Raw genomic sequence first — 9,009 nt, 5'->3', positions numbered from 1 at the left:
ATGCCTTGGCTTCGCCGCCGAACTTCTTGCTCAGCACCGTCGTGATCGCCGCCGTGAGGGTCGTCTTGCCGTGGTCCACGTGACCGATCGTGCCCACGTTCACGTGCGGCTTGGTGCGCTCGAACTTGCCTTTTGCCATTTTTCCGACTCCGAAAAAAGTCCTTGTGTACGTTCAACTCAACCGTGGTGCCCATGGCGGGAATCGGACCCGCGACCTCTCCCTTACCAAGGGAGTGCTCTACCACTGAGCCACATGGGCGAATTCTTCTGTCGCCACAGGGGCGAATTCTTCCTGCGTTCCGGCCGACCTTGCTGTTCCTGGAGCGGGAGACGGGAATCGAACCCGCGTCATTAGCTTGGAAGGCTAAGGTTCTGCCATTGAACTACTCCCGCATCGGGACTCCTTCAGCCGGAAAACCACCCGAGAGCTTCTGGTGGAGGGGGTTGGATTCGAACCAACGTAGGCGTAAGCCAACAGATTTACAGTCTGCCCCCTTTAGCCACTCGGGCACCCCTCCGGCGAACCTCGAAATATAGCACGATTCGGTGCGGCGGGCTCCCGGCCACAAGGGGTTTCCGGCCTTGTCGCAGCCCGGTCCGGCCGGGAGACCGGCCGGACCCCGGGGGTTGACACGCCCCTGACACCTTTGCCCTGCGATCATCCCCACGCATGGAAGTTGCTTGCCTTCATCGCATGCCCAAGCTCAACCTGGCCTTGCAGGGCGGCGGCTCCCACGGCGCCTTCACCTGGGGCGTGCTCGACGGCCTGCTGGCCGACGGCCGGATCGAACCCGAAGGGCTGAGCGGAACGAGCGCGGGCGCGGTGAATGCGGTCGCGCTGGCAAGCGGGTGGGCCGGCGCCGCGCGCTCCGGCGGCGACCCGCGCGAAGCCGCACGCGAATCGCTCAGCCGCATCTGGGGCCAGGTCGCCGCCTGGGGCGCGCTGGGCGCATGGCCCCAGCGCATCGCGGCCATGCTGTGGGGTGGGGTCGTCTCCCCCTACCAGGCGAATCCGCTCGACATCAACCCGCTGCGCGACCTGCTCGCGCGCGAGATCGACTTCGAGGCCATCGCGCGGCACCCGGTCTTGCGGGTGTTCGTCTCGGCAACCCATGTCGCCACCGGCAAGGCGGCGGTCTTCACGGGCAGCCGCCTCGGTGTGGACGAGGTGATGGCCTCTTGCTGCCTGCCCATGCTCTTCAAGGCTGTGGAAATCGACGGCAGCGCCTACTGGGACGGCGGCTACTCCGTCAATCCGGCGCTCGGTCCGCTCATTCACGGCTGCGAAAGCGCGGACCTGATGCTCGTGCAGATCAATCCTGTGCGGCGCGACGCGACGCCCCGCACGACAGCGGAAATCCTCGACCGCGTGAGCGAGCTCACGTTCAACGCGAGCCTGCTCACGCAGATTCGGGCGATCGACTACGTGAACCGCCTCGTGGCCGAGGGCTCGCTCTCGCCGGCGCGGGGCAAGCTGATGCGCGTGCACCGGATCGACGGCGGCCCCGCGACGGCGAACTATCCGGCCGGCACGCGCGGCAACGCCGACGCGGCCATGCTCGCCGAACTGTTCGAAGCCGGCCGGCTCGCGGCGGCGCAGTGGCTGAAGCTGCATTTCCATGCGCTGGGCCGCTCGGCCACGGTGGATATCGAGCGTGACTACCTGGACGACACGCGGCTTGCCCTTCCTGCACGCACGGCGCCGGAGGCGAAGCGGCGCGGCGGCTGGCGTGCCTGGCTCGCGCGCCTTCGATTCAGCTAGGAAACACGTTCGCAATCCCGCGGGCTTGCAGCCACTCCCGCGCCTGCCGGAAATGGCCGCAGCCGAGGAATGGCACGGGCGGGCGGTTCGCGGACAGCGGCGACGGATGATTGGCCTGCAGCACCAGCGCATCGCAGCCGTGCGCCTCGGCCGCCTTGCGAATGAGCTCGCGCTTGGCCTGCGCGTGCGCACCCCAGAGCAGATACGCGCAGGGCGACGCGGTCGCTGCCACCTTGGCGATCAGCGCGTCGGTGAGCGCTTCCCAGCCCTTCTTCGCATGGCTGCCCGCCAGGCCGTCCTCGACCGTGAGCGAGGCATTGAGCAGCAGCACGCCGCGATGCGCCCATTCGACGAGCGAACCGTGCATCGGCTCGCACCCGAGCTCCCTGAAGATGTTGCGCAGCGACGGCGGAAACCGCACGCCTTCGGGCACCGAGAACGCGAGCCCCTCGGCCTGGCCGGGGCCGTGATACGGGTCCTGGCCGAGGATCACCGCGTGCACATTGGCCAGCGGCGTGAGCTCGAGCGCGCGAAAGGGGCGTGCGGGGTAGATCGTCGCGCCTGCGGCCAGCCGCTGCTGCACGAATTCGCTGAGCTGCCTTCCGGCGGGGGTCCGGAAGAACCCGTCGACGACCTCGCGCCAGCCCTCGGCCACGGGCCATCGCTCGGGCGCCCACTCGGTCAGCCGCGCCGGGGACGAAGCTTCTTCGCCGTCCAGCAGCGACGCCTGCAGGCTGCCGCGCTGCGGGCCGTCCGCGCTACGCGGCCGAGAAGAGCCTGGCAAGGGCCGCCCCCGGATCGTCGGCCCGCATGAACGCCTCGCCGACGAGGAAGGCGTGCACGCCCGCCTCGCGCATCCGCTTCACGTCGGCCGGCCCGACGATGCCCGACTCGGTGACGAGCAGCCGGTCCGCGGGCACGTTCGTCTTCAGCTCCAGCGTGGTCTCGAGGTTCACTTCGAACGTGCGCAGGTTGCGGTTGTTCACGCCGATGAGCGGTGTCTTCAGCTCGAGCGCCCGTTCGAGCTCCGCGCCGTCGTGCACTTCGACGAGCACGGCCATGCCGAGCGAATGCGCGATGGCCTCCAGCTCCTTCATCTGCGCATCGTCGAGGCAGGCCGCGATCAGCAGGATGCAGTCGGCGCCGATCGCGCGCGACTCGTACACCTGGTAGGGGTCCACCACGAAGTCCTTGCGCAGCACGGGCAGGTCGCACGAAGCGCGCGCCTGCTTCAGGTAGTCGACCGAGCCGAGGAAGAACTGCTTGTCCGTGAGGACGGAAAGGCAGGCCGCTCCGTTTTCCGCGTAGCTCTGCGCGATGTCGGCCGGCACGAAGTCGGCGCGGATCACGCCCTTGCTCGGGCTCGCCTTCTTGATTTCGGCGATGACGGCGGGCCGACCCGCCGCGATCTTCGTGCGCAGCGCGCCCATGAAATCGCGCGTGAGGACGCGGCTTTGCGCATCCGCGCGCATCGCCTCCGGCGGGATCTTCTTCTTCGCCGCGGCGATCTCTTCGCGCTTGGTCGCGACGATCTTTTCCAGAATGTCGGGCATCAGGCCCCCAGCGCCTTCGCGGTCGCGATCAGTTGTTCCAGTTTCGCCTTGGCCGCGCCAGACGCGATGGCAGCCTGCGCCTTCGCAATGCCCTCCTTCATGGTCGACGCCACGTTGGCGGCGTAGAGCGCGACCCCAGCGTTCAGCGCCACGATGTCGCGGCAGGCGCCCGGCTGGTTGTCGAGCACCTGCCTCATGAGTTCCAGCGACTGCTGCGGCGTCTCCACCCTCAGCGCGCGGTTGCTTGCCATCGGCATGCCGAAATCCTCGGGATGGATCTCGTATTCGGTGATCTCGCCCGCCTTCAGCTCGCCCACCATCGTGGCCGAGCCGAGACTCACTTCGTCCATGCCGTCGCGGCCGTACACCACCACGGCATGCTCCGCGCCCAGGCGCTGCAGCGCGCGCACCTGGATGCCCACGAGGTCCGGGTGGAAGACGCCCATCAGGATGTTGGGCGCGCTCGCGGGATTGGTGAGCGGCCCGAGGATGTTGAAGATCGTGCGCACGCCCATTTCCTTGCGCACGGGGGCGACGTTCTTCATCGCGGGATGATGGTTGGGCGCAAACATGAAGCCGATGCCGCATTCGTCGATGCACTTCGCGATCGCATCGGGCGAGAGGTGGATGTTCAGGCCGAGCGCTTCGAGCACGTCGGCGCTGCCGCTCTTGCTGGAGACGCTGCGTCCGCCGTGCTTGCTCACCTTGGCGCCCGCGGCAGCCGCGACGAACATCGAGCAGGTGGAGATGTTGAACGTGTGCGAGCCGTCGCCGCCGGTGCCTACGATGTCCACGAGATGCGTTCTGTCGGCGACGTGGACCTTGGTCGAGAATTCGCGCATCACCTGCGCGGCCGCGGTGATCTCGCCGATGGTTTCCTTTTTCACGCGCAGGCCCGTGACGATCGCGGCCGTCATGACGGGCGAGAGTTCGCCGCTCATGATCATCCGCATGATCCTGAGCATTTCGTCGTGGAAGATTTCGCGATGCTCGATGGTGCGCTGCAGCGCTTCCTGGGGGGTGATGGACATGGAAACGCCTCCTTCGGGATTTCGGCACCCGGCTCCTTCGACCTCGGACAGGATTCGAGGCGGGTGGCTGCACATACTTTAACGGATGCGGGCCTTCGCGAAGGGTCCGCAATCGGGCTCCGCAATCGCGTTTCAGCGCTCCTGCGCCATTGCCAGCTTGATCCCGAAGCCGATGAACATGACGCCGGCTGCGCGATCGAGCCAGTGCATGCCGCGTTGCACCGCGTCTCGCCGCGCCATCCACGCCGCGGCGAGCGCCCAACCCGCGTTGATCGGGATGCTGTTGACGATGAAGAGAACGCCGAGCAGCACGAAGGCGAGCGCCTTGTGCTCGGTGTCGGGCGCGATGAACTGCGGAACGAAGGCGAGGAAGAAAAGCGCGACCTTCGGGTTCAGCGCGTTCGTGAGGAAGCCGCCGCGGAAGATCGGCCAGGCGGAATCATCGGGGTGCGTGCGTAGCCGGTCCTCGCTCTCCCCCTCGGCGGAGAGCGAGCGAGGGGGCCGGCCTGGGGTGAGAGGAACGACACCCCGCCGGTCGGCAATGAGCAGCCTCACCCCCACCCACAGCAGATACGCCGCCCCGGCCCACTTCAGCACCGCGAACGCCGCCGCCGAAGCCGCCAGCAGCGCGCTCACGCCGACCGCCGCCGCCGCGACGTGCACGAAGCACCCGGCAAGAATTCCCGCCATGCCCGCGAGCCCGGCCTTCGCCCCGCTGCGCAGCGAGTGGGACACGATGTAAAGCACATCGGGGCCCGGCGCGAGGTTCAGCAGCCAGCCCGCCGCCATGAAAAGCAACAGATTCTGCGCGTCAGGCACCGAAGAACCTCCGGATCGCGGCGATCGCGCGGTCGATGCCGGCCGCATCGACATCCAGGTGCGTGACGAACCGCAGGCGATAGAGCCCCGTCGCGAGCACGCCTTCTTCCTCGAGCGCTGCGAGCAACTCCTTCGACCGGTCTCGCGAAGGCCCCACCAGGTCCACGAACATGATGTTGGTTTCCGGCGCCTCCACTCGCACACCTTCGATGCCGTCGAGCCCTTGCGCGAGCCGATGCGCGAGCGCGTGATCTTCCTGAAGCCGATCGACGTGATGATCGAGCGCATGCGAGGCCGCCGCGGCCATGAACCCCGCCTGCCGCATCGAGCCGCCCGCCATCTTGCGGATGCGCTTCGCACGTGCGATCAGTTCCTTCGAGCCGCACAACGCCGAGCCCACCGGAGCGCCCAGGCCCTTGCTGAAGCAGACCGACACCGAATCGAACCGACTTGCGATGCGTCTCGCTTCCGCCCGGGCGTCGCCGCCCGCGCGCCGCGCCTGTTCCACCGCCGCATTGAAAAGCCGCGCGCCGTCGAGATGCGTGGCAAGGCCCTTCTTGCGCGCGAAGTCCGTCGCCTCTTCGACATAGGCCATCGGCAGCACCTTGCCGCCCCAGGTGTTCTCGAGCGCCAGCAGCTTCGTGCGCGCGAAGTGCGGGTCGTCCGGCTTGATCGCATCCGCGATGTCGCTCAGCGCGAGCGTGCCGTCCGGCTGGTTGGCGATCGGCTGCGGCTGCACGCTGCCGAAGACGGCCGCGCCGCCGCCTTCCCAGCGGTAGCTGTGCTGCAGCTGGCCGACAATGTATTCCTCGCCGCGCTGGCAGTGCGAGAGCACGCCGCACAGATTGCTCTGCGTGCCCGTCGGCACGAACAGGGCCGCCTCGAAGCCGAGCATCGCCGCGATCTTCTCCTGCAGCGCGTTCACGCTCGGGTCGTCGCCGAAGACGTCGTCGCCGAGCGGCGCGGCCATCATGGCTTCGCGCATGGCGTGCGTGGGTTGCGTGACGGTGTCGCTGCGCAGGTCGACGACTTTCATTTCGCGAGCTCCAGGAAGTTCTTGAGCATCGCGTGGCCATGCTCGGTGAGGATCGACTCGGGGTGGAACTGCACCCCTTCGACCTCGAGTTGCTCGTGGCGCACGCCCATGATCTCGCCGTCGTCGGTCCACGCGGTCACCTTCAGCTCCCGCGGGCAGGATTCGCGCTCGATCGAAAGCGAGTGATACCGGTTCACCGTGAACTTCTCCGGCAGCCCCGCGAACACGCCTTCGCGCGTCGTGGTGATCACGCTCGTCTTGCCGTGCATGAGCTGCCGCGCGCGGATGATCTTCCCGCCGAACGCCGCGCCGATCGACTGGTGGCCGAGGCATACGCCGAGCACGGGCAGCTTGCCCGCGAAGTGGCGGATGGCCTGCACCGAGATGCCGGCTTCCGCGGGCGAGCACGGCCCGGGCGAGACGACGAGCAGGTCCGGCTGCCTGCCCGCGATGCCGGCCACGTCGATCTCGTCGTTGCGAAACACCTCCACCTGCGCTCCGAGTTCGCCGAAGTACTGCACGAGGTTGTAGGTGAAGCTGTCGTAGTTGTCGATCATGAGGAGTTTCATACACCGCCTCCCCGCAAATTCAGACAACCGGACGCAGAGGGCGCAAAGGTCGCGCAGAGGACGCGAAGGGAATGCAATCTGGACTTCATAGCTTGTTCACCAGCCGCTGGATTCCTTTGACAAGAGGAATCACGTGAAAGTTGATCAGCAATCCGATCTTGTGTCCGGAAAGCCGGATGTAGGTCAAGAGCTGCGCACGGTGCGCAGCGACCAAGGCGTCCACAGCCTTGAGTTCAATCACGATCGAATCTTCGACAACGAAATCCGCGCGGTAAAGGATTCCGATATCCACCCCTTTGTAGTTGCCCGAAACGCTCACTTCTCTCCGGAACCGAAGACCCCTCGCTTCCATTTCCATGGCCAAGGCCGCCGAATAGGCGCTTTCCAGCAAACCTGCGCCCAGTACGCGCTGAACCTCCACTGCGGCCCCTATGACCGCGTGAGAACAGTCATTGAAACAACCCGCCGATTCACTTTGCGTCCTCTGCGCGATCTTTGCGCCCTCTGCGTCCGGCTGTTGAAGTGAGAAGTTCATTCCAGCCCCTCTTCGACCACTTCGGAGGCGCGCAGCAGCGCCCGCGCCTTCGCTTCCGTCTCCCGCCACTCCATCTCGGGCACCGAATCGGCCACGACACCGGCGGCCGCCTGCACGTAGAGCATCTGGTCCCTGATGATCCCGGTGCGGATCGCGATCGCGACGTCCATGTCGCCCGCATAGCTGATGTAGCCGCACGCGCCGCCGTAGATGCCGCGCTTCGTGGGTTCGAGCCGATCGATCAGCTCCATCGCGTGCACCTTCGGCGCGCCGGTGAGCGTGCCCGCCGGAAACGTGGCGCGAAGCACGTCCATGTTGGTCATGCCGTCGTTCAGGATGCCCTCCACATTGCTCACGATGTGCATCACGTGGCTGTAGCGCTCCACCACGAAGGCTTCGGTCACCTTCACCGTGCCCGTCTTCGCGATGCGCCCGATGTCGTTGCGCGCGAGGTCGATCAGCATCACGTGCTCGGCGCGCTCCTTCGGATCGGCGATGAGCTCCTGCTCCGTGGTCTTGTCGATCTCCGGCGTGGCCCCGCGCGGACGCGTGCCCGCGAGCGGACGGATCGTGACCTTCTGGCCCTCGGGCGTGTGCTCCTGGCGCACCAGGATTTCCGGCGAAGCGCCCACCACGTGGAACTCGGCGGGCGTGCCGTCGGCTCCCGTGAGGTTGTAGTAGTACATGTACGGGCTCGGATTGAGCGAGCGCAGCGCGCGGTAGAGCGACAGCGGCGACTCGGTGTAGCGCTTCCTGATGCGCTGGCCCACCTGCACCTGCATGAAATCGCCCGCGGCGATCAGCTCCTTCGCGCGCTCCACCGCCTTCAGGTAGTCGGCCTTCGCGAATTCGCGCTCCGCGACAAAGCCCTGCGTCTGCTTCAGCACCGGCGCGCTCACCGAGTACTTGAGCTGCTCCTTCAGCTCCCGCAGGCGCTTTTTCCCGTTGGAGAAGGCCTCGGGCTTCGACGGGTCGGCGTACACGATCAGGTACAGCTTGCCCGAGAGGTTGTCGATGACGGCGAGCTCCTCGCATTGCAGCAGCAGAATGTCCGGGCAATGCAGCGTATCGGGCGGGCACGTGCGTTCGAGTTTTCGCTCGATGTGCCGCACGGTGTCGTAGCCGAAGTAGCCCGCGAGCCCGCCGCAAAAGCGCGGCAGCCCCGGGCGCAGCGCCACCTTGAAGCGCTGGTGGTATTGCGCGATGAAGTCGAGCGGATTGCCGCGGGCGCATTCCACCACTTCGCCGTCGGTCACGACTTCGCTGAGCGCCTGCTCGCCGAAGCCGCTCGCGCGCACCAGGGTGCGCGCGGGCAGCCCGATGAAGCTGTAGCGGCCGAAGCGCTCGCCGCCCACCACGGATTCGAGCAGGAACGACAGGCGCCCGCCGCCCTTCGCGTGCGCGAGCTTCAGGTACAGGGACAGAGGTGTTTCGAGGTCCGCGAAGGCCTCGGCGATGAGGGGGATGCGGTTGTAGCCTTGCAGGGCAAGGCTCTTGAATTCGAGTTCGGTGATCACTGCGTGAGCCTCCACTAGCTCGGCGGCCGATTCTTGTGCCGCGGGATTTCCGGACATGCCCCGGCGTCGATATCGGCCGGAACGCGGGCACGGGCAGCGCCCATGCGAGAGTCTAGATGCGCACGAACGGCTTGCGCCAGGGCCAGGCTCCCCGGTCACTGCTACCTGTGGTCGTCATGCGGTGGAT

The 9,009-nt window shown here is 66.8% G+C and carries 10 protein-coding genes and 3 tRNA genes; 1 reads left to right on the top strand and 12 read right to left on the bottom strand.

What is annotated here, in order from left to right; all coding sequences use genetic code 11:
- The 4 genes from VHA82_RS20515 to VHA82_RS20500 all read right to left on the bottom strand — a co-directional run.
- The coding region (locus tag VHA82_RS20515; RefSeq protein WP_325542564.1) for a GTP-binding protein at window positions 1-139 on the bottom strand (139 nt) is incomplete at its 3' end.
- Between the two features lie 45 nt (window positions 140-184).
- Window positions 185-259 (bottom strand) — tRNA-Thr (locus VHA82_RS20510).
- A gap of 60 nt (window positions 260-319) precedes the next feature.
- Window positions 320-393 (bottom strand) — tRNA-Gly (locus VHA82_RS20505).
- A 39-nt stretch (window positions 394-432) separates the two neighbouring features.
- Window positions 433-518 (bottom strand) — tRNA-Tyr (locus tag VHA82_RS20500).
- Window positions 519-694: 176 nt separating this feature from the next.
- On the opposite strand from VHA82_RS20500, the gene VHA82_RS20495 reads away from it, so the two are divergent.
- A complete protein-coding gene (locus tag VHA82_RS20495) occupies window positions 695-1,762 on the top strand; it encodes a patatin-like phospholipase family protein (RefSeq protein ID WP_325547022.1) in 1,068 nt (355 codons plus the stop codon).
- Here the strand turns inward: VHA82_RS20495 and VHA82_RS20490 are convergent.
- The 8 genes from VHA82_RS20490 to trpE form a co-directional block, all read right to left on the bottom strand.
- Window positions 1,755-2,447, bottom strand: coding sequence for a uracil-DNA glycosylase (locus VHA82_RS20490; RefSeq protein WP_325547023.1), 693 nt, complete (start codon window positions 2,445-2,447; stop codon window positions 1,755-1,757). The two genes, VHA82_RS20495 and VHA82_RS20490, sit on opposite strands and share 8 nt — an antisense overlap.
- A 73-nt stretch (window positions 2,448-2,520) precedes the next feature.
- Window positions 2,521-3,315: an indole-3-glycerol phosphate synthase TrpC gene (trpC, locus tag VHA82_RS20485; protein WP_325547021.1), complete on the bottom strand. Its 795-nt coding sequence runs from the start codon at window positions 3,313-3,315 to the stop codon at window positions 2,521-2,523.
- Window positions 3,315-4,346 (bottom strand): anthranilate phosphoribosyltransferase, encoded by a 1,032-nt coding sequence (trpD, locus tag VHA82_RS20480; RefSeq protein WP_325547020.1) that lies wholly within the window; start codon window positions 4,344-4,346, stop codon window positions 3,315-3,317. The genes trpC and trpD overlap by 1 nt, the downstream gene beginning before the upstream one ends.
- Window positions 4,347-4,478: 132 nt before the next feature.
- Window positions 4,479-5,165, bottom strand: coding sequence for a LysE family translocator (locus VHA82_RS20475; protein ID WP_325547019.1), 687 nt, complete (start codon window positions 5,163-5,165; stop codon window positions 4,479-4,481).
- On the bottom strand, window positions 5,158-6,201 hold the full coding sequence (ltaE, locus tag VHA82_RS20470) for a low-specificity L-threonine aldolase (protein ID WP_325547018.1): 1,044 nt from the start codon (window positions 6,199-6,201) through the stop codon (window positions 5,158-5,160). Before ltaE ends, VHA82_RS20475 begins: the two co-directional genes overlap by 8 nt.
- Window positions 6,198-6,770: an aminodeoxychorismate/anthranilate synthase component II gene (locus VHA82_RS20465; RefSeq protein WP_325547017.1), complete on the bottom strand. Its 573-nt coding sequence runs from the start codon at window positions 6,768-6,770 to the stop codon at window positions 6,198-6,200. The genes ltaE and VHA82_RS20465 overlap by 4 nt, the downstream gene beginning before the upstream one ends.
- An 85-nt stretch (window positions 6,771-6,855) precedes the next feature.
- Complete coding sequence (locus VHA82_RS20460) at window positions 6,856-7,305, bottom strand: GxxExxY protein (RefSeq protein WP_325547016.1); 450 nt, start codon at window positions 7,303-7,305, stop codon at window positions 6,856-6,858.
- Window positions 7,302-8,822: an anthranilate synthase component I gene (trpE, locus tag VHA82_RS20455; RefSeq protein WP_325547015.1), complete on the bottom strand. Its 1,521-nt coding sequence runs from the start codon at window positions 8,820-8,822 to the stop codon at window positions 7,302-7,304. Before trpE ends, VHA82_RS20460 begins: the two co-directional genes overlap by 4 nt.
- Window positions 8,823-9,009: the final 187 nt, after the last annotated feature.

Origin of the sequence: Ramlibacter sp. (assembly GCF_035548915.1) — a bacterium.
Taxonomy (GTDB): Bacteria; Pseudomonadota; Gammaproteobacteria; order Burkholderiales; family Burkholderiaceae_C; genus Ramlibacter.
This window is presented reverse-complemented; position numbering and strand designations above follow the sequence as displayed.